This is a genomic window from Streptomyces sp. AgN23 (assembly GCF_001598115.1).
Taxonomy (GTDB): domain Bacteria; phylum Actinomycetota; class Actinomycetes; order Streptomycetales; family Streptomycetaceae; genus Streptomyces; species Streptomyces antimycoticus.
The window spans coordinates 5,132,915-5,155,311 of the sequence record NZ_CP007153.1; the positions used below are offsets into that span (position 1 = coordinate 5,132,915).

Here is a 22,397-nt window from a genome sequence, read left to right on the forward strand (position 1 = left end):
CCCCTACGCCTAGGCTGGGCACATGAGCACGTTGCATGGGCGGGGCCGGGTGGCCGGACTGCCGGAGTGGGACCGGTGCGCGGTGATGGGCGTGGTGAACGTCACGCCGGACTCCTTCTCCGACGGCGGCCGGTGGTTCGACACCGAACTGGCCGTCAAGCACGGTCTCGATCTGGTCGCCGCCGGGGCCGACCTGGTGGACGTCGGCGGTGAGTCGACCCGGCCCGGCGCGGCGCGCGTCGACGAGGCCGAGGAGCTGCGCCGGGTGATCCCCGTCGTCCGGGAGCTGGCCGCGGCCGGTGCCGTGATCAGCGTGGACACCATGCGGGCCGCGGTGGCCGAGCGGGCGGTGGCGGCCGGGGCCCGGCTGGTCAACGACGTCAGCGGCGGCGGCGCCGACCCCGCGATGGTGCCCATGGTGGCCGCGGCGGGGGTGCCGTTCGTGGTGATGCACTGGCGCGGCCAGTCGATCGACATGAACAACCGAGCGCTCTACGCGGACGTGGTCGGCGAGGTCGTCGCCGAGCTGCGCGGCAGCCTGGAGCAGGCCGTCGCGGGCGGTATCGACCCGGAGCGGATCGTGATCGACCCGGGCCTGGGCTTCGCCAAGGACGCCGGGCACGACCTGACGCTGGTCGCCCATCTGTCCGCGCTGCGGGAGCTGGGCCGGCCGCTGCTGGTGGCGGCCTCCCGCAAGCGGTTCCTGGGGCGCGTCCTGGCGGGTGACGGGGGCAGCCCGCCGCCCGCCAGGGAGCGGGACGCCGCCACGGCGGCGGTCACCGCGCTCGCGGCGCGCGAAGGCGCCTGGGCCGTCCGGGTACATGAGGTACGGGCCAGCGCGGACGCGGTGCGCGTGGCGCGGGCCATCGAAGCGGCCGAAAACACGGCGGGAGCGCTGTGACTTCCCTTACGGACAACGAACGTGTGGCGCAGGTGAACACCGCGCTGTACGACGCCATGGAGCAGGGTGACCACACCACGCTGCAGCGGCTGTGGCTGGACTCCCCCGACACCGAGGTGTCCTGTGTCCACCCGGGCTGGCCGGTGCTGCGCGGCCGGGGCGAGGTGCTCCGCTCCTATGCGCTGATCATGGCCAACACGGACTACATCCAGTTCTTCCTGACGGATGTCGAGGTGTCGGTGATGGCCGACACCGCCCTGGTGACCTGTACGGAGAACATTCTCAGCGGCGCCCCCGCGGAGGAGGAGGGCCAGCTCGGCCCGCTGGTCGGCCAGCTCGTCGTGGCCACGAATGTGTTCCGCCGCACGGAGGACGGCTGGAAGGTCTGGTCGCACCACGGCTCCCCGGTGCTCGCGGAGAGTGACGACGAGGAGCCGGGCGGTCCCGAAGGCCCCGCCGACGACGGGTTGTTGCCGGGCTGACCCGACCCCGTTCGAGCCCCGCGAGGTGGGGGTAGAAGGCTGTGACGCGGAGCGTCGGCAGCCGGCACCGCCCACCCCATGGGCGAATGCCGCCGGGGCCCGCAGGTAGATTGCGAGGCAGGTACCCCCGCAGACGGCAGGGGACGGGTGGTGCGCTCCGGCCAGGAGGGCGTGCCCGCGTACCGACGACCAGCAGGAGTGATTCAGGTGGATCGTGTCGCGCTGCGCGGCCTGAAGGCTCGCGGGCACCACGGCGTGCTACCCCATGAGCGCGAGGAGGGCCAGGACTTCGTCGTGGACCTCGTGCTCGGCCTGGACACTCGGCCCGCCGCGGCCGACGACGACCTCGGCAAGACCGTGCACTACGGCGTGGTGGCGGAAGAGGTCGTGGCGGTGGTGCGGGGTGAGCCGGTCGATCTGATCGAGACGCTGGCCGAACGGATCGCGGACCGGTGCCTCAAGCACGACGTGGTGCGGGAGGTCGAGGTCGTGGTGCACAAGCCCCAGGCCCCGATCACCGTGCCCTTCGACGACGTGACCATCACCATCACCCGGAGCCGAGTATGAGCAGCAGCGACCCGACCGTGCAGCCCGTTCCCATCTCCGTGGTGGAGCAGGTGGACGCCGCCGATGTGACGTTGAGCAACCCCAAACGAGCGGTGATCTCGCTCGGCAGCAATCTGGGCAACCGCCTGGAGATCCTCCAGGGCGCCATCGACGCGCTGGGGGACACCCCGGGCCTGCGGGTCAAGGCCGTATCGCCGGTGTACGAGACGGACCCGTGGGGCGTGGAGCCCGGCACCCAGGCCACGTACTTCAACGCGGTGGTGCTGATCAAGACGACGCTGCCGCCGTCCTCGCTGCTGGAGCGCGGCCACGCGATCGAGGAGGCGTTCGAGCGGGTGCGGGACGAGCGCTGGGGCCCGCGCACCATCGACGTGGACATCGTGGCGTATCAGGACGTGGTGTCCGACGACCCCCAGCTGACCCTGCCGCATCCGCGCGCCCATGAGCGCGCCTTCGTGCTGGTGCCGTGGAACGACGTGGATCCGCAGGCCGAGGTCCCCGGGCGCGGGGCGGTCGCGGGGCTGCTGGCCGCGATGGGCCAGGAAGGTGTCCGGGTCCGCACCGATCTGGAACTGCGACTGCCCGAGTAGACGTTGATCCGGATAGATTCCGGACACGTTGGCACGTACTGAATTGAGGGGCGACCGCTCGGTGAAGCAACTTCGGATCGGGGTGCTGGTCGGGCTGTTCGCCGTGGCCGGTGTGGTGTCGTGGGCGGGCGCCCGGCTGTGGGACACGTTCGGGTCGCTGCCGAGCGTCCCGGTGGCGGCGCCGATCGTGCTGGCCCTGATCGCGGTCGTGCTGGCCGCCACCGCGCTGTCGCTGCGGTCCCGGCTGCGCGCCCAGCGGGAGCGGCAGCCGGGCGCCAAGGGCGTGGACCCGATGGTGGCCGCCCGTGCGGTGGTCTTCGGGCAGGCCAGCGCGCTGGTGTCGGCGCTGATCGCGGGGATGTACGGCGGGGCGGGCGCCTTCCTGGCCATGGAGCAGCTCGATGTGCCCGCCCGCCGGGATCAGGCGATCTACGCCGGGGCGTCGGTGCTGGCGGCGGCGGGGGTGGTGGCGGCCGCGTTCTTCCTGGAGCGGGTCCTCAAGCTCCCGGAGGACGACGACAACGACGGCAACGGCCCGAGCGCCGCGGCCCGCGCCTGAGGCGCGGCAGAGCCCCAAAGGCCACCAGCCGGCCCGTACGGGCCCGTCAGGCCGGACCGAGGCTCTTCATCCCGGCCTGAGGCGCCAGGAGCCGCTCAGCGAGCCATGATGAGGCTCATCGCCTCGGCCCGGGTCGCCGGGTCGCGCAGCTGGCCGCGGACGGCCGAGGTGAGGGTCTTGGCGCCGGGCTTGCGCACCCCGCGCATGGTCATGCACATGTGCTCGCACTCGACCACCACGATGACCCCGCGCGGCTCCAGTATCCGCATCAGGGATTCGGCGATCTGGGTGGTCAGCCGCTCCTGGACCTGGGGGCGGCGGGCGAAGACATCGACCAGCCGGGCCAGCTTGGACAGCCCGGTGATCTTGCCGTCGTGGGACGGGATATAGCCCACATGGGCCACGCCCACGAAGGGCACCAGGTGGTGCTCGCAGGACGACATCACCTCGATGTCCTTGACCAGCACCATCTCGTCATGGCCCAGGTCGAAGGTGGTGGTCAGGACGTCCTCGGGCTCCTGGCGCAGCCCCGCGAAGATCTCCTTGTACGCCCGGGCCACCCGGCCCGGCGTCTCGCGCAGCCCCTCCCGGTCGGGGTCCTCGCCAACGGCGATCAGCAGTTCGCGGATCGCGTTCTCGGCGCGCTTCTCGTCGAACACGCCAATGGGGCTCTCGCCGTCCAGCGTCACCGGGTCGGTCATGGAGCTGCCTCGTTCCTCACATACACACAACGAACGCGTAAATGCCGCGTTCACCAGGCTAGAACCTGGTGAACGCGGCATTCATTCCGGGGCCACCGGGGACGGGTGCCGCCCCAGGTGGTGGGGGTCAGCTCTCCGAACCGGAGCCCGACTCCTCGGGGCGCTCGGCGGCGTCCTCCGGGGTGGTGCTCTTGGTCAGCGAAGCCGCCGAGGTGGGCTGGGCACCGTTCGCCGGGGCGAGCTCCCTGGGGGAGAGCACCGGCGGGCGGGTCGAGGGCGTACGCCGCGAGGAGCCGGTCCACGCCGGGCGGGCCGGACGCTTCACGATCGGGGCGAAGATCTCGGCGATCTCCTCCTTGTTCAGCGTCTCCTTCTCCAGCAGCGCCAGCACCAGGTTGTCCAGGACGTCCCGGTTCTCGACGAGAATCTCCCAGGCCTCGTTGTGCGCGGCCTCGATGAGCTTCTTGACCTCCTCGTCCACCAGCGCGGCGACCTCTTCCGAGTAGTCGCGCTGGTGAGCCATCTCACGGCCGAGGAAGGGCTCGGAGTTGTCCGAGCCGAACTTGATCGCGCCGAGCCGCTCGGTCATGCCGTACTGCGTGACCATCGCGCGGGCGGTGGTGGTCGCCTTCTCGATGTCGTTGGACGCGCCCGTGGTCGGGTCGTGGAAGACGAGCTCCTCGGCCGCCCGGCCGCCCATCATGTAGGCGAGCTGGTCCAGCATCTCGTTGCGCGTGGTCGAGTACTTGTCCTCGTCCGGCAGGACCATGGTGTAGCCCAGGGCCCGGCCTCTGGAGAGGATGGTGACCTTGTGCACCGGGTCGCTGTTCGGAGAAGCCGCCGCGACCAGGGCGTGACCGCCCTCGTGGTACGCGGTGATCTTCTTCTCCTTGTCGCTCATGATCCGGGTCCGCTTCTGCGGACCGGCCACGACACGGTCGATCGCCTCGTCCAGGAAGTGGTTGTCGATCAGCTTCTTGTCGCTGCGGGCCGTCAGCAGGGCGGCCTCGTTCAGCACGTTCGACAGATCGGCACCGGTGAAGCCGGGGGTGCGACGGGCGACGGCCGACAGGTCGACGTCCGGGGCGACCGGCTTGCCCTTCTGGTGGACCTTGAGGATCTCCAGTCGGCCCTGCATGTCCGGGCGGTCGACGGCGATCTGCCGGTCGAAGCGGCCCGGGCGCAGCAGCGCCGGGTCCAGGATGTCGGGCCGGTTGGTGGCGGCGATCAGGATGACCCCGCCCTTCACATCGAAGCCGTCCATCTCGACGAGCAGCTGGTTCAGCGTCTGCTCGCGCTCGTCATGGCCGCCGCCCATGCCCGCACCGCGGTGCCGGCCGACGGCGTCGATCTCGTCGACGAAGACGATGGCCGGGGCGTTGGTCTTGGCCTGCTCGAACAGGTCGCGGACACGGGAGGCACCCACACCCACGAACATCTCGACGAAGTCGGAGCCGGAGATCGAGTAGAAGGGGACACCCGCCTCGCCCGCGACGGCGCGCGCGAGCAGCGTCTTACCCGTACCGGGCGGGCCGTAGAGCAGCACACCCTTGGGGATCTTGGCGCCCACGGCCTGGAACTTCGCCGGCTCCTGCAGGAACTCCTTGATCTCCTGGAGTTCCTCGACCGCCTCATCGGCGCCCGCCACATCGGTGAACGTCGTCTTCGGCGTGTCCTTGGTGATCAGCTTGGCCTTCGACTTGCCGAAGTTCATCACCCGGGAGCCGCCGCCCTGCATCTGATTCATCAGGAACAGGAAGACCACGACGATCAGCACGAACGGGAGCAGCGAGAGCAGAATCCCGACGAAGGGGTTCTGCTTCGACGTCGAGACGTTGTACCCGTCGGGGATCCCATTGGGCTTCTGGGCATTGGCCTGCAGAGTCTTGGCGAGATCGACGCCCTGGTCACCGATGTAGGTGGCCTGGAGCTTGTCGCTGCCCGAGATCTTGGCGACGTTGTCCTTGAGCTTGATCTTTACCTTGTGCTCGTCGCCGGTCGTCAGTTCGGCGGACTGGACCTGGTTCTGGTTGATCGCCTTGACGACCTGACTGGTGTCCACCGACTTGTAGCCGCCGGACGAGCCGACGACCTGCATCAACACGACCACGGCGAGGACGGCCAGCACGATCCACATGACCGGCCCACGGAAGTAGCGCTTCACGTCCATCCATACGGGGCGAAGCCGCCCCGTCCCTCCTGCCACAGTGAGGCACAGCAGCCCTGGAGGGGCCGCCTGTGCGTGCGGTGTATTGCGGTGTATGAGCTGTGTAATCCTCAGTCTCAAAAAAGACTGACCTTCGGACGGTACCCCAGCATTGTCACCCGACGCCGCCGTGGACTGTTAACAAAACCGCCTTCCCCTGCTCCAACGGCGGAAAACCCCGCCAGGTTCCCAGGGGACCGCGGCGCCGTCAGCCGCCGTAGACGTGGGGGGCCAGGGTGCCGACGAACCGCAGGTTCCGGTACTTCTCGGCGTAGTCCAGGCCGTAGCCGACGACGAACTCATTGGGGATGTCGAAGCCGACCCACTTCACCTTGATGGCGACCTTGGCCGCCTCCGGCTTGCGCAGCAGGGTGCAGACGTTCAGCGAGGCCGGCTCGCGCGAGCCCAGGTTCGACAGCAGCCACGACAGCGTCAGTCCGGAGTCGATGATGTCCTCGACGATCAGGACGTGTTTGCCCTTGATGTCGGTATCCAAGTCCTTCAGGATACGCACCACCCCGGAGGACTGGGTGCCCGCGCCGTAGGACGACACGGCCATCCAGTCCATGGTGACGGGCGTGGACAGGGCACGCGCCAAATCCGCCATCACCATGACCGCGCCCTTGAGCACGCCGACGATCAGCAGATCTTTGCCCGCGTACTCCTCGTCGATGGTGGCCGCCAGCTCCGCCAGCTTCGCGTTGATCTCTTCCTCGGTGATGAGGACCGACTTCAGGTCGGTGCCCATGTCCTTGTCGTCCACCCGCGCCACTTTCGTTCGACGTACCGGCTCATCTGGCTCGGGCGGATCAGCCCTGCCGGATGACCAGTCTGCCACCCTCACGGCGGACCTCGACGCGGCCGGGGAGGTTGATGGCCCGCTGCCCCCGCCAGCCGGTGATCAGCCGGTCCACCTCTTCGATGTGGCGGGCGAAGAGCGAACCGGCCGGCGCACCCGCGGCGATGGCGGCGCGGCGCAGTACCCGGCGGCGGACGGCGGTGGGCAGTCCGTGCAGGCCGACGGTGTCGAGATGCACGGCCTGCGCACCACCGGCCGCCGCCGGTGCGGTGGTCATCACATCGGCCTCGGCGCGGGCGGCCCAGGCGTCGAGGGCGTCGGCGTCGTCGCGGGAGAGCTGGGCGGTGCGGGCGAGCGCCTCGACGACGCCCTTGCCCAGCGCCTTCTCCAGGATGGGCAGCGCCTCGTGGCGGACCCGGGAGCGGGTGTAGGACGGGTCCACGTTGTGCGGGTCGTCCCAGACGGGCAGCGACTGGGCCAGGCACGCCTCGCGGACCGTGTGCCGGTCCAGCCGGAGGAACGGGCGGCGGTAGCGGCCGTCGGCCCCGGAGACCCAGGCCATGCCGGACAGCGAGCGGGTGCCGGAGCCGCGGGCGAGGCCGAGCAGAACCGTCTCGGCCTGGTCGTCACGGGTGTGGCCGAGCAGCACGGCGGTGGCACCGTGGCGCTCGGCGGCGGCGTCCAGCGCGGCGTAGCGGGCGTCCCGGGCGGCGGCCTCGGGGCCGCCGCCGCGGCCGACGGACACGGCGATGGCCTCGACCGGCGCCAGGCCCAGCGCCCGCATCCGGTCGGCGACCTCGGCGGCGCGGGCGTCGGAGTCCTGCTGCAGGCCGTGGTCGACGGTGACCCCGCCGGCGCGCAGGCCGGCCCGCGGGGCCTCGAAGGCGAGGGCGGAGGCGAGCGCCATGGAGTCGGCGCCGCCGGAGCAGGCGGCGAGCACGAGGGGAGCGTCGTCGCGCGGGGCGGAGCCGCGGGGGGCGGGGGCCGAACGCGTCGAGGGCGAAGAGGCGGCGGAGGGCGAGCAGGGGGACGAGGCCGAGTGGGTGACGAGGACGTCGTGGAGGACGCGGCGGACCGCGAGGCGTATCGCGGCGACCGCTGGATGGGGACCCATGTCCGTTTCCCATCTGTCATTCGAGGGAGTGCCTCGGGGGGTGCGAGGAGTTACGCGGCGTTTCGTCACGCTGCGTATGTCGATGGTGACAGAAGCGAGCTGTTCCCCGAGCATCGCACGCCTACCCGTCGCCAACGGTCCCTCGGACGAGTGATTAATGGGGGCGTTCGTCCGTTTCCGCGTGTGCCGGGAGTGTGCCGGTTCTAGGACTCCGCCTTACGGTGCACCCGCGCGACCCACTCGGCGGGTTTGCTGATCTCCGCCTTGGTCGGAAGGGTGTTGGGCGAGGTCCAGACACGGTTGAAACCGTCCATGCCGACCTCGTTCACCACGGCCCGGACGAATCGCTCACCGTCACGGTACTGCCGCAGCTTGGCGTCGAGCCCCAGCAGCTTGCGCAGCGCCTGGTCGAGCCGGCCCGCGCCGCTGGCCCGGCGCTTCTGGAACTTCTCCCGGATCTCCGCGACGGACGGCACGACCTCCGGCCCCACCCCGTCCATGACGTAGTCGGCGTGCCCCTCCAGCAGCGACATCACCGCGGTCAGCCGGGCCAGGATCTCCCGCTGGGCCGGGGTCTGGACCAGCTCGATGATGCTCGGCGCGCCACCCCCGTCCGCCTCGTCCCGCTCATCACCGGGACGGCCGCCGCTCAGCGACTGGAATGCCTCGCGGACCCGCTCCAGCAGGGTGGCCGGGTCCACATCGGTCTCGCCGAGGAACGCCTGGATCTCGGACTCGATGTGGTCGCGCAGCCACGGCACGGCGGTGAACTGGGTGCGGTGGGTCTCCTCGTGCAGCGAGACCCACAGCCGGAAGTCGTGCGGGGCCACGTCGAGTTCGCGCTCCACGTGGACGATGTTGGGTGCCACCAGCAGCAGCCGGCCGCCGCCCGGGGAGCCGGGCAGCTCGCGGGTCGCGGGCGCGAAGGTCTCGTACTGGCCGAGCACCCGGGAGGCCAGGAAGGACAGCAGCATCCCCAGCTCGACGCCGGTCACCTTGCCGCCGACCGCGCCCAGCACCGCCCCGCCGGGCAGTCCGCCGCGCCGGTCCTGCATCTTGCCGAGCAGCGGTTTGAGGATCTGCCGGAAGCCCGCCACATTGGCCTTGATCCAGCCCGCGCGGTCCACGACGAGGACGGGGGTGTCCGAGGCCGGGCCGCCGGAGACGGCCATCCGGGTGAAGGAGCGGACGTGCTCCTCCGAGGACTTGGCGTGCCGCCGCAGCTCCGCGACGACGGCACGCGCCTCCTCGCGACTCACCTCGGGCCCGGGGCGCACCAGCCGGGTCGCGGTCGCGACCGCGAGATTCCAGTCGACCATCTCCACACCACCGATGCTCGTCATGGCTTCACGGTACGTGGCCCGCGCCCCATCCGGGAGGACACCGAGGTCCGTACAGGCAGCCGCCCCGCGTCCGGGTCACCCTCGTGGCCTTACGGCGGCCACCGTGGCGTGGCCGCCGCGCGGCCGGGTCGCCCCCGCGCTCAGCGGCAGCCGCAGTTGGCGAGGGCCGAGGCCATCCGGTCCAGGGCGCGCTGGGCGCCGTCGGCGTCGGTGGTGCCGTTGGTCATGAACGCGAAGACCAGCAGCCGGCCGTCCGCGTCCACGACCGAGCCCGCGAGGCTGTTGACCCCGGTGAGGGTGCCGGTCTTGGCACGGACCACGCCCCGGCCGACCGCGTCCTGGGCGTAGCGGGTGCGCAGGGTGCCGCTGAAACCGGCCACCGGCAGCCCGGTGAGCAGCGACCGCAGTTGGGGGTGGTCGCGGTCGGCGGCGCGCACCAGCACCTGGGAGAGCAGCCCGGCGGACACCTGGTCGGCGCGGTCGAGCCCGCTGCCGTCCGCGATCCGGGCACCGCCCAGCGGCAGCCCGAGCTTGCGCAGCCGCTGGGTCACGGCCTTCGCCCCGCCCGCGAAGCTGGCGGACTCGCCGGCCGCGAGGGCGGTCTGCCGGGACAGGGCCTCCGCGATGTCGTTGTCGCTGGTGGTCAGCATCCGCTCGACGAGCGAGGACAGCGGCTGGGAGCGGACGGAGGCCACCGTACGGGCGCCCTTGGCGGCCGTGCGCGAGCCGGGCTCGCCCTTCACCTCGACGCCGCGGTCGCGCAGCATCGACGCGAAGGTGCCGGCCGCGTCGGCGGCCGGGTCCTCGGCGCGCGGGGCCGGGCCATGGTCGCTGTCGTCCTTACGGCCCTCATCGGCCATCAGGGGGACGACGGGCGAGAGGTTCTCGTTGGGGCCGATCGGGTGGAGCTTCGGCCCGGAGTAGAGCGAGGTGTCGTAGCCGAGCCGGTAGGGGCCCGCGCCGCGTTTCTTGAGGGCGCGGGCGGTGTCATCGGCCAACTGGCGGAGTGCGGCGGGGTGGTCGTCCCCCTTGACGGCCCGCGCGGTGAGCGTGGGGTCGCCGCCGCCGACCAGCACGATGTCGTGTCTGCCCGCGCCCGCCACGACGCTGGTCCTGATGCGGTGGTCCGGGCCGAGGGCGGAGAGGGCCGCGGCACCGGTCGCGAGCTTGATCGTCGAGGCGGGGATCGTGGCCGTACCCGCCTTGCTGCCGAACACCTGCTGACCGGTGGTCACGTCCATCACCGCCACCGAGCGCTCATCGCCCAATGCGGGATCCTCCAGCAGCGGTTCGAGCGTGTCGGCGAGCCCCGCCCCGGTGGGCGGCGGCACGGCGTCCCCACCGCTGTCCGGCGACTTGGGCGCGGGGCGCGCGCCGAGCGCGGCCAGGACGGGCGAGGCGCTGGGCGCGGGCCGCCCCGGACCGCCGTCCCGTCCGCCGCCCGGGGCCCGGTCCTCGGCGGCGCGGGCGCGTTCGGCCGTCCGCTGTCCGCCGTCCCAGGGCCCGGCCACGAGCACGGACACCACGGCGACCACCAGACCGGTCGCGGCGGAGACCGTCACCAGCTGCCAGGTCCGCTGCCGCTCACGGGGTGTGCGCCGCCATTCGCGCCGGATCCGGGCGCGCACGCGGTCCCATTCGTACAGCCCACGACCGCGCGCGCGGTCGAACTCGCGTCGCCCACGGCTCAGCCGGTGCCGCAGCCACTCCCTGACCTGCCACGATCGGGCTTCAGGCACGACCGACCAGCCCCTTTCGCCACCACACACCTGCGTGGGGGACACTTAATCACCAGACGTATGTGTTGATCATGGAGGAGCCACCCGTGGAGTTCGACGTCACCATCGAGATCCCGAAGGGTTCGCGGAACAAGTACGAGGTGGACCACGAGACGGGTCGCATCCGTCTTGACCGGCGACTCTTCACGTCGACCAGCTACCCCGCGGACTACGGCTTCGTCGAGAACACCCTCGGCGAGGACGGCGACCCGCTGGACGCACTGGTCATTCTCGACGAGCCGACGTTCCCCGGCTGCCTGATCAAGTGCCGTGCCATCGGCATGTTCAGGATGACCGACGAGGCGGGTGGCGATGACAAGCTGCTTTGCGTACCGGCCTCGGACCCCCGGGTGGAGCACCTGCGTGATATTCACCACGTTTCGGAGTTCGATCGCCTGGAAATCCAGCACTTCTTCGAGGTCTACAAGGACCTCGAGCCGGGCAAGTCGGTCGAAGGGGCCAACTGGGTGGGCCGCGCCGAGGCCGAGGCCGAGGTGGAGGCGTCCATCAAGCGCCTCGAGGCCGCCGGCGGCCACTGAGTCCTGAGCACGCCGGAGGGCGGGGCACCCTGCGGGTGCCCCGCCCTCCGGCGTTTCCGGGCCCGGGACGGCGGCCCCGGACGGGCGAGGCCCGGGACGGCGGCCCCGGGCGGCGCGCCCGTCAGAAGCCCCTCGTGCGCTTGGCGGCGCGGCGGCCGGAGGGGTCGATGGTGGCGCCGGGGGTCTTCAGGAAGAGGCGCGCGGCCTCGCCTCCCAGGTTCACCCCTATGGCGATCGCCAGGGCCAGTGCCGCCGCCTGGGTGAGGAACGGAATGCCGCGGTCCAGGTTGCCCTGGGCCAGGGCGAGCAGGCCGAAGTAGGTCGCGCTACCGGGCAGCAGCGGCCCGATCGCCGCCGTGACGTACGGCAGCGCCGAGGCGTACCGATAGCGTGAGAGCAACTGGCCGAAGAGGCCGACCAGCCCGGCGGCCACGGTCGTGGCGGCCACCGGCGGGACGTCGGCGGTATCGGCCAGCGCGGCGTAGACCACCCAGGCGACCCCGCCGTTGAGCGTGGCGAACAGCACGGTGTGACGTTCCTGCTGGAGCAGGATGCAGAAGGTCAGCGCGAGCAGCATCGCCGCCAGGATCTGGATCACCGGCCGCTCCACATGGCGCAGCGCCGCCTCCGGGTTCAGCTTGGCGTCGAGCTGGACGCCGCCGTACAGCACCGTGAGCACCCCGCACACGATGCCCACGATCAGATAGCCGACCTCCAGCAGGCGGGCCGCCGCGGTGATGTAGTAGCCGGTCAGCCCGTCCTGGACGCCCGCGACCAGCGCTCGCCCCGGGATCAGCGCGAACAGCCCACCGGTGATCACTGCGGACGCCTGAAGCCCGGAGTTCATGAGGCTGAGCGCCACGCCCATCGCGGCCGGCGGCATCGCCGCGGCCACGAACTGGTAGAACTCCGGAAGCCCGCGCCCCGACGCCAGCCACGCCAGCCGGTCGCCGAGCATCGCGCCGATGGCCGCCGCGAAGAAGACCGGCCAGTCACCGCCGACCAGCATGCTCGCCGCGCCGGCCAGCCCTCCGCCGGCCACCGTGAGCGCCCAGCCGGGGTAGGGGTGACGGTTACGGCGTATCTCGGCGAGCCGCCGGTACGCCTCCTCCAGCGTGAACTCCTCCTGCGAGGTGATGTCGTCCACCAGCCGGAAGACCGCCGACAGCCGGGTGTAGTCGGTGCCCCGGCGCCGCACGGTCCGGCTGGCGGTGACCGGGTCGTCCACCAGCGAGGGCTGGTAGCTGACCGACAGCAGGGTGAAGGTGACGGTCGGCTCGCAGCGGTCGAGCCCGTACGCGTGCGCCACGCCGAGCATCGCCGCCTCGACGTCCTCGGCCCCCTCGCCGCCCGCGAGCAGCAGCTCGGCGATGCGGAGGGTGAGGTCGAGCACACGCGGCACGGCCGGGCCGGTCTCGTCCTGCTGCTCGACGCGCTCGGGCGTCGGGCGCTCGCTGATCGGCATGCGCAGCATCGTGCGCATCCGGTCCTGCCAGGGGGCGTCCTTGGTCAGCCGGACGACGGGGAAGCCGTTCGCCGGGGTGATGGCGGGGAAGCCGCCGGTGGTCTGATTGTTCTGCGGGGTCTTCACCCCGGGGGGCGGCACGAAGGCCGAGCCCTCGGGTTCGACGGAGGTCTCCGCCGCCAGCCCGTTGGGGACGGCGAATTCCGATGTCGGGTGCTCATCCTCGGGCGGAGGCGGCATGGGTATGCCGAGGGGCGGGGTGAAGGCGCTGTGCGCCTCGTCGGAATGGGGCTTCTGGTTCTCCCCCGTGTCCGTGTCCACCGCGCTCGCACCGCGCGGCGCCTGCTGACGGTCCGGCCTCACGTCTCCTCGCTCCTCACCAGCCCTCCCCGTACGGTTTCCAGCAGCCAAGGATGCAGCATCGGCGGCCACCGGAGCCCATTGTGCGGGGCGGTGACCGCCGAGGGGGAGTGGGGGCGGGTGTGTGTGACGGGCGTGAATGCAGGTGAACGAGGTGCAGGCGAGACGGGAGACGCCGGGGTGACGGGGAACGCCACGGCGCCGGGGCGCTCAGCGGCCCCGGCGCTCAGTGGCCCCGGCGCTCAGCGGCCCCGGCGCTCAGCGGCCCCGGCGCTCGGCGTCAGCGCTTGGCGTGGCGCCCGCGCGGGCCCTGGTTCGGAGCGCCCGAGGCCGGGCCCTGCGGATCCGGCTCCGCGGCGGCCTCCTTCTTCGCCTTGCCGCGGGCCCGGAGGAACTCGATCACGATCGGGATGATCGACAGCAGCACGATCGCGATCAGCATCAGCTCGATGTGCTCATGGACGAAGTCGACCTTCCCGAGCGCCGAGCCCAGCAGGGTGACGCCGGTGCCCCACAGCACGCCGCCGATGATGTTGAAGATGATGAACGAGCGGTAGTTCATCCGGCTCACGCCCGCGATGATCGGCGTGAACGTCCGCACGATGGGCACGAAGCGGGCCAGGATCAGCGACTTCGGCCCGTGCTTCTCGAAGAACTCATGCGCCTTCTCCACGTTCTCCTGTTTGAAGAGCTTGGAGTCGGGGCGCCGGAACAGCGACGGCCCCACCTTCCGGCCGAAGAGATAGCCGACCTGGTCACCGACGATCGCGGCGACCGCGACAGCCACGCACACCAGCCACAGCTCCTGCTTGATCACATCGGTGGTCACCAGCAGGCCGGTGGTGAAGAGCAGCGAGTCGCCCGGCAGGAAGAAGCCGATGAGCAGACCGGACTCCGCGAAAACGATGGCCAGGACACCGAGCAGACCGAACGTCTCGATCAGATAGTCCGGGTCCAGCCACTGAGGGCCGAGCGCGAGGGTGTTCACAGGTGGGAGGCTCCTGGGTCGAGGGAAGCAGGCTCGTGCGAGGCCCGGCCGCAGGGTCGGGGCGGACTGATTCACGGAGAACATCGACAGAGTTCTTCGCAGTGTGCCGCCCAAAGCTATCAACGCCGTGTGACTGCCCTTGGTTCCCACCGCAAGGACGCCCGCCCTCGGCCCCGCCCTCCAGGGATGCTCCTAGGCCCTAACGGTGCCGCTCCGCGTTGGCGAGGATCGCGTCCCGGAGGTAGACGGCCAGCCCCGGCCCGGCCTTGTCGATGTTCTCCGTGAAGCGGTGGTCGGAGACGTACATCCGGCCCAGGCAGCTGTGCATCTCATGGCCGCACTCGTAGTGGTTCCGGCTGATCCCCTGCCGGTGCTCCTCGGCCAGGTCCATCGCCGCCTCGGAGGTCGGCGGGGTGCCCGCGCGCATCAGCGCGACGAAGCGGTTGCCGAGCCCGTCCGCCTCCTCCTGGATCCGCTTCCAGTCCTCCTTGGTGTACGAGGCGGCCCTGCGCTGGGACTCCTTGTACGCCTCGGTGTTCCCCCAGCGCTGCTCGACCTCCTCCTGGTGCTCGTCCGGGTCGAAGTCCCCGAAGACCTCGAACTTCTCCTCGGGGGTCAGATTGATGCCCATCTTCCGCGCCTCCATGGCCTGTTCGACGGCGGCGGCCATCTTCCGCAGCCGCTCGATCCGGTCCGTCAGCAGCCGGTGCTGACGCCGCAGGTGGGCCTGCGGATCGATATCCGGGTCGTCGAGCAGCACCGCCACCTCTTCGAGCGGAAAGCCGAGCTCCCGGTAGAACAGGATCCGCTGCAGCCGGTCGAGGTCGGCGTCGTCGTAGCGCCGGTGCCCCGCCGTGCTGCGGGTGCCGGGGCGCAGCAGTCCGATCTCGTCGTAATGGTGCAGCGTGCGCACCGTGACGCCGGCGAAGCCCGCGACCTGTCCCACGGAATAGCTCATGACCTGGTCCGCTCTCCTTCAGTTCGGTACGGGTTCCACGGTGCGCCCTTACGCCGCGTGAGGTGCAAGTCCGGATGGCGAAACTCGCTGGGCGGCGGCGCGGGTGGCTGTCATTCTGCCGATCGTGCTGGGGATAACCGATCTTTCGACCTATCTGGCCGGTCTGGCGCTGATCATCCTGCTGCCGGGTCCCAATTCGCTGTATGTGGTGTCGGTAGCGGCCCGCCGCGGCCCCCGTACCGCCTATCGGGCGGCGGCCGGGGTGGTGTGCGGGGACGCCGTGCTGATGGCGCTGTCGGCGGGCGGGGTGGCCTCGCTGCTGAACGCCAGCCCGGTGCTCTTCGCGGTGGTCAAGTTCGCGGGCGCGGGCTATCTCACCTGGCTGGCGGTGGGCATGCTGCGCGGGGCGCGGGCACTGTGGCGCCGCCGGCCGGGGAGCGCGGGCGCGGCCATGGAGTCCGCGCATGCCTCCATGGAGTCGGCGGACGCGGCCAAGGGGTCCGCGGAGGGCGAGCGCCCGTACCGCAGGGCGCTGATCATCAGCCTGCTGAACCCGAAGGCGATCCTCTTCTTCATCTCCTTCTTCGTGCAGTTCGTGGATCCGGACTACGCCCATCCCGCGCTGTCCTTCCTGGCGCTGGGCGCCTGGGCGCAGTTGTTCAGCATCACCTATCTGTCCGTGCTGATCTTCAGTGGTACGTATCTCGCGGCGACCCTCCGCCGGCGCCGACGGCTGAGGGCGGGGCTCTCGGCGGCGGCGGGCACGGCGTTCCTCGGCTTCGCGGCGAAGCTGTCGCTCAGCAGCGCGGGGTAGCGAGGGGCACGGCGCTGGGCGCGCCACGAGGGGACACGGCGCGGTATCGGGGCATATCGCTGATATGCCCCTAATTTAACGAAGATGGCACTTCATCACGGCACCCCCACCCCGCCCCACCGGGGACATCGCTCGGAGTTCTCCGTCAATCCGGTCTACGGCGAGGCCAATCCGGTGAGCGGGATGACCGGCAGGCCCCCGCACCACTGCATCCCGGACGAGCCGATGGCGCCCACGACCGCGTATCAGTTCGTCCATGACGAGCTGATGCTGGACGGCAACGCCCGCCAGAATCTGGCCACCTTCGTCACCACGTGGATGGAGCCGCAGGCGGGCAGGCTGATGGCCGACTGCTTCCCCAAGAACATGATCGACAAGGATGAGTACCCGCGCACCGCCGAACTGGAGCGGCGGTGTGTGGTGATGCTCGCCCATCTGTGGCACGCCCCCGACCCGGACACGGCCGTGGGCTGCTCCACCACGGGGTCGAGCGAGGCGTGCATGCTGGCCGGAATGGCCTTCAAGCGACGCTGGGCCAAGCGGAATCCGGTGAGCTATCCGGCGACCGCCCGCCCCAACCTGGTCATGGGGACCAATGTCCAGGTGTGCTGGGAGAAGTTCTGCGACTTCTGGGAGGTGGAGGCGCGCCAGGTGCCCATGGAGGGCGACCGGTTCCACCTCGATCCCCAGGCCGCCGCCGAGCTGTGCGACGAGAACACCATCGGGGTCGTGACGGTCCTCGGCTCCACCTTCGACGGTTCGTATGAACCCGTCGCCGAGGTGTGCCGGGCGCTGGACGACCTCCAGGAGCGCACGGGCCTGGACATCCCGGTGCATGTGGACGGCGCCTCGGGCGCGATGGTCGCACCGTTTCTCGACCAGGACCTGGTGTGGGACTTCCAGTTGCCGCGGGTCGCCTCCATCAACACCTCGGGGCACAAATACGGCCTGGTCTACCCCGGGGTGGGGTGGGCGCTGTGGCGTACGGCGGACGCGCTGCCCGAGGAGCTGGTCTTCCGCGTCGACTACCTGGGCGGCGACATGCCGACGTTCGCGCTCAACTTCTCCCGCCCCGGCTCCCAGGTGGCCGCCCAGTACTACACCTTCGTGCGGCTGGGCCGGGAGGGCTACCGCGCCGTCCAGCAGCAGACCCGCGACGTGGCGCGCTCGCTCGCCGAGCGGATCGAGGCGTTCGGGGACTTCACCCTGCTCAGCCGCGGCGATCAGCTCCCGGTGTTCGCGTTCACCACGGCGGAGGGGGTCGGCACCTTCGATGTCTACGACGTCTCGCGACGGCTGCGCGAACGCGGCTGGCTGGTGCCCGCGTACGCCTTCCCGCGCAACCGGGAGGACCTGTCCGTGCTGCGGGTGGTGTGCCGCAACGGCTTCTCGGAGGACCTCGCCGATCTCTTCCTGAACGACCTGGGGTCGCTGCTGCCGGACCTGCGGTCACAGCCCGCGCCCACGGGGAAGACCGCCCAGGCGTTCCACCACTGAGCCCGGTGTCTCCGCTTCTGGGAACGACGGCGGTCAGCGCGTGCGGGCCGGGGCCCGGAGCAGCTCGGCCCGGCGCCGGACCGCCTCCAGCGCGCCGGGCCTGCGGCCGGGCACCCTGCTCCGCAGCTCCATCAACGGCGGGGCCAGGGCGCTGGCCCTGGCCCGGTCCTGGACGAACTGCCACTGGTGGTGCGCCCGGTCCACGGCCCCCTCGACCTCGGGATGGCCGACCGGCTCCCCGTTGCCCAGCCGCGCGTCGGCCACCGCGAGCCACAGCTCACAGGCGCGGGCCGGGTCCCCGGCGATACGGGAGAGATCGGCCCGGACCTCCAGCCAGTGGATCGCCTCGTCGGAACGGGGACCGGTGGTCCGGAGGGCCTCCTGCTCCCAGGCGGCCGCCATCGAGGCGGCCTCGCTGTGCCGCCCCGAGTTGGCCGCCTCGAATATCGCCGCGTGCGTGGCGGCGAGCGGATCGGCCACAGGCGCCCGCCTGGGCGGCGGGGGCAGGGGCGCGTGCGTCGGCTGGGGCGGGCGCGGTGATGGTGGCGCCGGTCGGGGATCGGCGGAGAGGAACGATTCGGGAGGGCCCGGCGGCATGCTCGGCGGCGTGACCGCCACCGGCCCGGCAGCCCCAGCCGACCCGGCTGCCCCAGCCAGCCCGGCAGCCCCAGCCGGTCCCGTCTGCCCAGCCCATCCAGCGGCATCCGGGCCAGGAGCGGCGTCCGGGGCCGGATACGCCTCATCCGGCCCGGCGCCGTCCAGCAGCAGCTCGGGGCCGCTGCCCAACCCGGCTTCCAGCGCGGCCCGCTGGTGCAGCAGCACGAGCGGCGGGCGTTCGGCGGCGCCCCGCAGCAGCCCGGCGAACGCCCGGCTGTACTCCGGCGTCGCCATCTCCCGCTTGGACGGGGCTCCCCGCTTGGACGGGGCGGGCGCCACCGTGCCGTACAGCGTCAGCCCGGCCGCGAGTCCGGACGGCCCGGCGGCCCTCAGCGGCGGCCATGCCGTCTCGTCGGCCACCAGATCGGCGACCACGACGGTGCTGCCCGGCCGCCGCCGGCCGAGCTCGGCCGCCAGCCAGTGCCAGGGCAGCGCCGTATAGCGGGCGGTCCTCGGCGTCGTACGGGCCAACGCCAGGTGCGGCAGCCGCTGTTTGGCGTCGAGGGTGAGCTGGCCCGCGAGATGGACCAGCACCGGGCCCGGGTGCGCGGCGGCGGTGCGCAGATGCGTCAGCACGGTCTGCGGGTCGGCCGGGTCCACGAGTTGGACGACGCTGGCGCCGCCGGGCGTGCCCAGCAGCGCCGCCGGCGGTACGGCGGCGAGCTGAGGCAGCGCGGCGGCCGCGTCCATCAGTCGCTGTTTGCCGGCCGGGCCGGCGGCGAGCAGCAGGGCGTATCCGGGCCCGCTCACCGTCTCCGCCCCCGTGCCCGACCTGTCGTTCCCCATATGTGCACCGTATCCGCAACCGGCGACGACCGGTGGGAGTGTGCCCCGCCGGACGTCCGGCCCGGCACCGCCGTCAGCGGCTGAGCCGTCCGTAACGCCGCACGGCGAGCGGCGCGAAGACCGCGATCAGCGCCAGTGGCCAGCAGACGGCGAGGAGTTGGGCATGGTCCGCTGCCCAGCCCTCGCCGCCGCCACCCGGGCCGCCGAACAGATCGCGGATCGCGGTGGCCGTCGCCGACATCGGGTTCCAGACCGCGAGGGCCCCGAGCCAGCCGGGCATGGTCTCGGGCGAGGCGAAGACATTGGAGAGGAAGCCCACCGGCCAGACCAGGATCTGGACGGCCTGCACCATCTCCGGCCGTCCGGCGGCCATGCCCAGGAAGATCCCGAGCCATAGCATCGCGAACCGCAGCCACAGCAGCAGCCCGACGGCGAGCAGCCCGTCACCGACGCCGCCGTGCCAGCGCCAGCCCATCGCCAGACCGACCCCGAGCAGGACGAACAGACCGAGCGCCGACTGGAGCATGTCCAGCACGCTGCGCCCGGCCAGGACCGCCGAACGGGCCATCGGCATCGAGCGGAAGCGGTCGATGACGCCCTTGTTGAGGTCCTGGGTGATGGCGAGCATCGTCCCTTCGAGGCCGAACACCATGGTGAGCGCGAGCGTGCCCGGCACCAGGAAGTCCTTGTAGTCGCCGCCGCCCGGGACGGTCATCCCGCCGCCGAGGAAGTAGGCGAACATCAGCAGCATCATCACCGGGAAGACCAGCTGGACGACCACCTGGACGGGCTGCCGGGCCCAGTGGGCGAGCCCGCGGCGGGTCATGGTCCAGGAGTCGATGAGGGTCGCGGTCGTCATACGGGGGTCTCCTCCTTCGCCGTGTCCGCCCGTTCCCCGGTGAGATGCAGAAAGACCTCATCGAGGGTGGGGCGGCGCAGCACGATGTCCTCCGCCTCGATCCCGGCCGCCGCCAGCGCCCGTACGGTCTCGGTGAGCGCGGCGACCCGGTCGGTGACCCGTGCGCCGAGCCGCCGGCGGTCGGGGTCGGTCTCGACCTCGCGGGCGCGGGTCGCCATGCCCACGACCGAGGCGGCGGCGGGCAGTTGGCCCGCGTCGCGCAGCACCACCTCGATACGGTCCCCGCCGAGCCGGGCCTTGAGCTCGTCGGCGGTTCCGTCGGCGATGGCCCGCCCGCCGTCGATCACGCAGACCCGGTCGGCGAGTTGGTCCGCCTCCTCCAGGTACTGGGTGGTGAGCAGCACGGTCGTACCGCCGTCCACCAGCGAACGGACCGCGTTCCACACCTCCGTACGGCCCCGGGGGTCGAGCCCGGTGGTCGGCTCGTCCAGGAAGAGGATCCGCGGCCGCATCACGAGGCTCGCCGCCAGGTCCAGCCTGCGCCGCATGCCGCCGCTGTACTGGCTGACGGCCTTGGTGCCGGTGCCGGCCAGGCCGAACCGCTCCAGCAGCTCGTCCGCGCGGGCGGCCGCCTGCCGACCGCCCAGGTGGTAGAGGCGGCCGAACATCTCCAGGTTCTGCCGTCCGCTCAGCTCCTCGTCCACCGCGGCGTGCTGGCCGACCAGGCCGATGCGGTAGCGGACCTGGTCGGGGTCGCGCAGCACGTCGTACCCGGCGACCTCGGCCCGGCCGCCGTCAGGGCGGAGCAGGGTGGCCAGGATCCGTACGCAGGTGGTCTTGCCCGCGCCGTTGGGGCCGAGCACGGCGTGCACGGTGCCCCGCGGGACGGTCAGATCGAGCCCGGCGAGGGCTTGTTTGTCCCGGTAGCTCTTCCGCAGTCCCTCGACGACGATCGCGGGATCGCTGTCGGCCAAGGTCTTCCCCTCTCCTTCTGTGCTTCTCCTCCGCGTAGTCAAGTTTGACTACGCGGACCGGAACGTACTGCCCGCGACACCTACTAGTCAAACTTGATTAATAGCGACGACCGCCGTCAGCCGTACTCCCTCGGCATGGTCTTCCTCAGTCCGCGTCGGGCGGCGCGTACGGGTTGGGGACCCCCTCCGGCAGCACCTCCACCGACCGCTCCCCCTCCCCCGCCATCACATACGCCCCGCCCTCGAGCCGCTCGATCAGCCCGCGGGTCCACTCGGCGCCGCTGTCCGCGGAGTGCACCCAGAACTTCATGATCTCGCCGATATGGCCCCACTCCTCGGAGGTCCCGCCCGGCGGCGTCCAGTGCTGGGTCACCTCGGCCCGCCACTCCTCCAGCGCCGCCACCCGCCGCTTCAACAGGGCGATCGCCTCGGCGCGGGGCAGGTCGACGATGAAACCCACCCCGGCCGTCAGCTCGTCGATCTTCTGGTCATGGCGCAGCAACGCGTCCCGCAGCAGACGGAAGTACTCCTCCTCGCCCGCCTCGGTCAGCTCGTACTCGGTCCGCGGCGGGCCGCCGACCGTACTCGGCGCGACGTCGTGCGCGCGCATCAGGCCCTGTTTGGCCATCTGTTTGAGGGCGTGGTAGATCGACCCGGGTTTGGCGTTGGACCACTCATGCGCGCCCCAGAACTCCAGGTCGTTACGGACCTGATAGCCGTGCGCCCGCCCGTGTTGGCGCACGGCCCCCAGCACCAGCAACCGGATCGCTGACATCGCCCGCTCTTCTCCATCCTGGTCCCGGCCCCGCCGTGACCAGGCTAGGCCGTCGCCGGGCCCGGCGGATCACCCCTCCAGGATCGACCAGTCCGGCTCCGGCATCGCCCCCGTCTCGAAGACCAGGTCGAAGGCGCCCTTGCCGTCGATCGTCTCGCGGATGATGTCGGCGTGACCGGCGTGCCGGGCGATCTCCTCGATCAGATGGAGGATGGCCCAGCGCCAGGTGCGGGTGCCGCCCTCGTCCCAGGGGAGCCGGAGGGCCTCGAAGGTCGTGTCCAGCGACGGCAGGGCCCGCACCGCCTCGTCGGTCTCGCGCGCCACCTCCTCGTACAGGGCGAGCATCGCCTCCACCGTCTCGTCCTCGGTGGGCTCGAAGGTGTGCTCCCACTCGGCCATCTGGTCCTTGGCGTTCCCCGGCGCCTTGCCCTGGAGGACGCGCAGCCAGCCGCGCTCGCCGGTGGCCACATGCTTGAGCAGCCCGGCCAGGGAGAGCGCGCTCGCGCTGGGGGTGCTGCGGGCCTGCTCCTCGGTCAGTCCGTGCACCGAGCGGCGGATGCCGCCGCGCTGCGCGTCCAGGTACGCGAGCAGCGCACCGCGCTCGTCGTCACATGCCTCGGGGTTCACGATCACGGGCATGGCTGCCGCCTCTCATCTGGAGGGCGCCCGGGTCCGGCGCCCTTCG

At 71.5% G+C, this 22,397-nt stretch carries 22 protein-coding genes; 8 read left to right on the forward strand and 14 right to left on the reverse strand.

From position 1 onward, the window contains the following. The first annotated feature begins 22 nt into the window (after positions 1-22). The 5 genes from folP (at position 23) to AS97_RS21935 (ending at position 3,099) form a co-directional block, all read left to right on the forward strand. Positions 23-901, forward strand: a complete 879-nt coding sequence (folP, locus tag AS97_RS21915) for a dihydropteroate synthase (protein ID WP_059142461.1) — start codon at positions 23-25, stop codon at positions 899-901. Beyond that, a complete protein-coding gene (locus AS97_RS21920) occupies positions 898-1,383 on the forward strand; it encodes a nuclear transport factor 2 family protein (RefSeq protein WP_014061652.1) in 486 nt (161 codons plus the stop codon). Before folP ends, AS97_RS21920 begins: the two co-directional genes overlap by 4 nt. A gap of 207 nt (positions 1,384-1,590) precedes the next feature. Next, positions 1,591-1,950 carry a dihydroneopterin aldolase gene (gene folB / locus AS97_RS21925; protein ID WP_014061653.1) on the forward strand — a complete coding sequence of 120 codons (360 nt, stop codon included), beginning with the start codon at positions 1,591-1,593 and terminating at the stop codon, positions 1,948-1,950. After that, the gene (gene folK / locus AS97_RS21930; protein ID WP_086707070.1) at positions 1,947-2,540 is read left to right on the forward strand and encodes a 2-amino-4-hydroxy-6-hydroxymethyldihydropteridine diphosphokinase; all 594 of its coding nucleotides are present in this window, start codon (positions 1,947-1,949) and stop codon (positions 2,538-2,540) included. Before folB ends, folK begins: the two co-directional genes overlap by 4 nt. A gap of 61 nt (positions 2,541-2,601) precedes the next feature. Then, on the forward strand, positions 2,602-3,099 hold the full coding sequence (locus tag AS97_RS21935) for a DUF3180 domain-containing protein (RefSeq protein ID WP_059142459.1): 498 nt from the start codon (positions 2,602-2,604) through the stop codon (positions 3,097-3,099). Between the two features lie 95 nt (positions 3,100-3,194). On the opposite strand, the gene folE is transcribed toward AS97_RS21935, so the two are convergent. From folE to dacB, 6 genes are all read right to left on the reverse strand, one after another. After that, complete coding sequence (folE, locus tag AS97_RS21940) at positions 3,195-3,800, reverse strand: GTP cyclohydrolase I FolE (protein ID WP_059142458.1); 606 nt, start codon at positions 3,798-3,800, stop codon at positions 3,195-3,197. 127 nt (positions 3,801-3,927) lie between these two features. After that, positions 3,928-5,970: an ATP-dependent zinc metalloprotease FtsH gene (gene ftsH / locus AS97_RS21945; protein WP_059142457.1), complete on the reverse strand. Its 2,043-nt coding sequence runs from the start codon at positions 5,968-5,970 to the stop codon at positions 3,928-3,930. Positions 5,971-6,214: 244 nt separating this feature from the next. Further along, on the reverse strand, positions 6,215-6,754 hold the full coding sequence (gene hpt / locus AS97_RS21950; RefSeq protein ID WP_043241584.1) for a hypoxanthine phosphoribosyltransferase: 540 nt from the start codon (positions 6,752-6,754) through the stop codon (positions 6,215-6,217). Positions 6,755-6,815: 61 nt separating this feature from the next. Beyond that, positions 6,816-7,919, reverse strand: a complete 1,104-nt coding sequence (gene tilS / locus AS97_RS21955) for a tRNA lysidine(34) synthetase TilS (protein WP_210565493.1) — start codon at positions 7,917-7,919, stop codon at positions 6,816-6,818. A 203-nt stretch (positions 7,920-8,122) separates the two neighbouring features. Continuing rightward, positions 8,123-9,262: a zinc-dependent metalloprotease gene (locus tag AS97_RS21960; protein WP_059142455.1), complete on the reverse strand. Its 1,140-nt coding sequence runs from the start codon at positions 9,260-9,262 to the stop codon at positions 8,123-8,125. Positions 9,263-9,402: 140 nt separating this feature from the next. After that, entirely contained in the window at positions 9,403-11,001 is a 1,599-nt protein-coding gene (dacB, locus tag AS97_RS21965; RefSeq protein ID WP_125758942.1) for a D-alanyl-D-alanine carboxypeptidase/D-alanyl-D-alanine-endopeptidase, read from the reverse strand. A gap of 86 nt (positions 11,002-11,087) precedes the next feature. Here dacB and AS97_RS21970 point away from each other — a divergent pair, with 86 nt between their 5' ends. Beyond that, positions 11,088-11,579, forward strand: a complete 492-nt coding sequence (locus AS97_RS21970) for an inorganic diphosphatase (protein WP_014061662.1) — start codon at positions 11,088-11,090, stop codon at positions 11,577-11,579. 121 nt (positions 11,580-11,700) lie between these two features. Here the strand turns inward: AS97_RS21970 and AS97_RS21975 are convergent, their stop codons facing one another. The 3 genes from AS97_RS21975 to AS97_RS21985 all read right to left on the reverse strand — a co-directional run bounded on the left by AS97_RS21975 (position 11,701) and on the right by AS97_RS21985 (position 15,350). After that, complete coding sequence (locus tag AS97_RS21975; protein WP_210565494.1) at positions 11,701-13,407, reverse strand: threonine/serine exporter family protein; 1,707 nt, start codon at positions 13,405-13,407, stop codon at positions 11,701-11,703. Positions 13,408-13,684: 277 nt separating this feature from the next. Continuing rightward, a complete protein-coding gene (locus AS97_RS21980; protein WP_059142452.1) occupies positions 13,685-14,392 on the reverse strand; it encodes a VTT domain-containing protein in 708 nt (235 codons plus the stop codon). Between the two features lie 199 nt (positions 14,393-14,591). Then, positions 14,592-15,350, reverse strand: a complete 759-nt coding sequence (locus tag AS97_RS21985) for a MerR family transcriptional regulator (protein WP_059142451.1) — start codon at positions 15,348-15,350, stop codon at positions 14,592-14,594. Between the two features lie 124 nt (positions 15,351-15,474). Here AS97_RS21985 and leuE point away from each other — a divergent pair, with 124 nt between their 5' ends. Beyond that, positions 15,475-16,164: a leucine efflux protein LeuE gene (gene leuE / locus AS97_RS21990; RefSeq protein ID WP_210565495.1), complete on the forward strand. Its 690-nt coding sequence runs from the start codon at positions 15,475-15,477 to the stop codon at positions 16,162-16,164. 84 nt (positions 16,165-16,248) lie between these two features. Further along, positions 16,249-17,661 carry a glutamate decarboxylase gene (locus AS97_RS21995; protein WP_125758944.1) on the forward strand — a complete coding sequence of 471 codons (1,413 nt, stop codon included), beginning with the start codon at positions 16,249-16,251 and terminating at the stop codon, positions 17,659-17,661. A gap of 33 nt (positions 17,662-17,694) precedes the next feature. Here the strand turns inward: AS97_RS21995 and AS97_RS22000 are convergent, their stop codons facing one another. From AS97_RS22000 to AS97_RS22020, 5 genes are all read right to left on the reverse strand, one after another. Then, on the reverse strand, positions 17,695-19,104 hold the full coding sequence (locus tag AS97_RS22000) for a hypothetical protein (protein ID WP_210565496.1): 1,410 nt from the start codon (positions 19,102-19,104) through the stop codon (positions 17,695-17,697). A gap of 73 nt (positions 19,105-19,177) precedes the next feature. Then, on the reverse strand, positions 19,178-19,963 hold the full coding sequence (locus tag AS97_RS22005) for an ABC transporter permease (protein WP_059142448.1): 786 nt from the start codon (positions 19,961-19,963) through the stop codon (positions 19,178-19,180). Beyond that, complete coding sequence (locus tag AS97_RS22010; protein ID WP_059142447.1) at positions 19,960-20,937, reverse strand: ATP-binding cassette domain-containing protein; 978 nt, start codon at positions 20,935-20,937, stop codon at positions 19,960-19,962. The genes AS97_RS22005 and AS97_RS22010 overlap by 4 nt, the downstream gene beginning before the upstream one ends. A 145-nt stretch (positions 20,938-21,082) precedes the next feature. Further along, positions 21,083-21,712: a PadR family transcriptional regulator gene (locus AS97_RS22015; RefSeq protein WP_210565497.1), complete on the reverse strand. Its 630-nt coding sequence runs from the start codon at positions 21,710-21,712 to the stop codon at positions 21,083-21,085. Positions 21,713-21,781: 69 nt separating this feature from the next. Next, complete coding sequence (locus AS97_RS22020; RefSeq protein WP_059142445.1) at positions 21,782-22,351, reverse strand: DinB family protein; 570 nt, start codon at positions 22,349-22,351, stop codon at positions 21,782-21,784. Positions 22,352-22,397: the final 46 nt, after the last annotated feature.

Bases quoted from the DNA above. Each gene is read 5' to 3' on its own strand.
- AS97_RS22020 (WP_059142445.1), bottom strand. From the start codon at position 22,351: ATGCCCGTGATCGTGAACCCCGAGGCATGTGACGACGAGCGCGGTGCG.
- AS97_RS21985 (WP_059142451.1), bottom strand. From the start codon at position 15,350: ATGAGCTATTCCGTGGGACAGGTCGCGGGCTTCGCCGGCGTCACGGTG.
- tilS (WP_210565493.1), bottom strand. From the start codon at position 7,919: ATGGGTCCCCATCCAGCGGTCGCCGCGATACGCCTCGCGGTCCGCCGC.
- AS97_RS22000 (WP_210565496.1), bottom strand. From the start codon at position 19,104: ATGGGGAACGACAGGTCGGGCACGGGGGCGGAGACGGTGAGCGGGCCC.
- AS97_RS21995 (WP_125758944.1), top strand. From the start codon at position 16,249: ATGGCACTTCATCACGGCACCCCCACCCCGCCCCACCGGGGACATCGC.
- hpt (WP_043241584.1), bottom strand. From the start codon at position 6,754: ATGGGCACCGACCTGAAGTCGGTCCTCATCACCGAGGAAGAGATCAAC.
- AS97_RS22005 (WP_059142448.1), bottom strand. From the start codon at position 19,963: ATGACGACCGCGACCCTCATCGACTCCTGGACCATGACCCGCCGCGGG.
- ftsH (WP_059142457.1), bottom strand. From the start codon at position 5,970: ATGGACGTGAAGCGCTACTTCCGTGGGCCGGTCATGTGGATCGTGCTG.
- folK (WP_086707070.1), top strand. From the start codon at position 1,947: ATGAGCAGCAGCGACCCGACCGTGCAGCCCGTTCCCATCTCCGTGGTG.
- AS97_RS22015 (WP_210565497.1), bottom strand. From the start codon at position 21,712: ATGTCAGCGATCCGGTTGCTGGTGCTGGGGGCCGTGCGCCAACACGGG.
- folE (WP_059142458.1), bottom strand. From the start codon at position 3,800: ATGACCGACCCGGTGACGCTGGACGGCGAGAGCCCCATTGGCGTGTTC.
- folP (WP_059142461.1), top strand. From the start codon at position 23: ATGAGCACGTTGCATGGGCGGGGCCGGGTGGCCGGACTGCCGGAGTGG.
- AS97_RS21960 (WP_059142455.1), bottom strand. From the start codon at position 9,262: ATGACGAGCATCGGTGGTGTGGAGATGGTCGACTGGAATCTCGCGGTC.